We start from the raw sequence: 665 nt of genomic DNA, 5'->3' as shown, positions 1-665 counted from the left end.
TTGGCAGGTACGGAGATGAATCTGAAGACAAAAGCCTTTATGCGACTCGTTTTCTTGAGCCCAAAAGCCTTGGTGTCAAGCCTGCTCATGATGGTCTTGTAGAAATTGTGTATCAATGCAGTAAGCAGAAGAAAGACAGTATTCTCCGCCATGAATGACTTGGGGAGCCTGCTCCAACCGAATCCGTTGTTCATGTCGTCAAAGATACGTTCCTTGCCGCCACGCAGATTGTAGAATTCAACAATGTCCCTTGTCGATGACTTGTAATCGTTGGTCAGAATACAACGGTAAGTGTATTCGCCTTCCCACAGGTCAAGGTCGCCACTGTTGCGTCTTTGTCTCTGGATGACAAGACGATAGCACTTGCCTTCCCATTTCTCAACGAGAATGGAATTGAGTTCGAACTGGATGCCGTTAATCTCCTCCGTCTTCCATCCTCTCAGAGCAAAGATGTCATTGTAGAGCGAACTGCATCGGTTGGCACGGATGTAGAAATGTTTGCAATGCTTCTCTATCTCACTGACGATTTCCTTCGAGCAGGAACCGCAGTCTGCCCTGAAGCGATTTACACGGATGTTCTGGGATTCCAGAAGAGCGAAGAATCTCTTATGGGTGTCTGCCTGATGAAAACGCACATTCGTGTTACCATCGCTGTTCTCGATATA

Annotated in this window: 1 pseudogene; it reads right to left on the bottom strand. The window is 46.9% G+C overall.

The annotated features are described in order from the left end of the window. A pseudogene (locus I6E38_RS15030) lies at positions 1-665 on the bottom strand (IS1380-like element IS612 family transposase); the annotation flags it as partial.

The organism is Leyella stercorea (assembly GCF_021531355.1).
Lineage (GTDB): Bacteria > Bacteroidota > Bacteroidia > Bacteroidales > Bacteroidaceae > Prevotella.
Note: the sequence above shows the minus strand (reverse complement) of the source record. Positions and strands in the feature narration are given on the sequence as shown.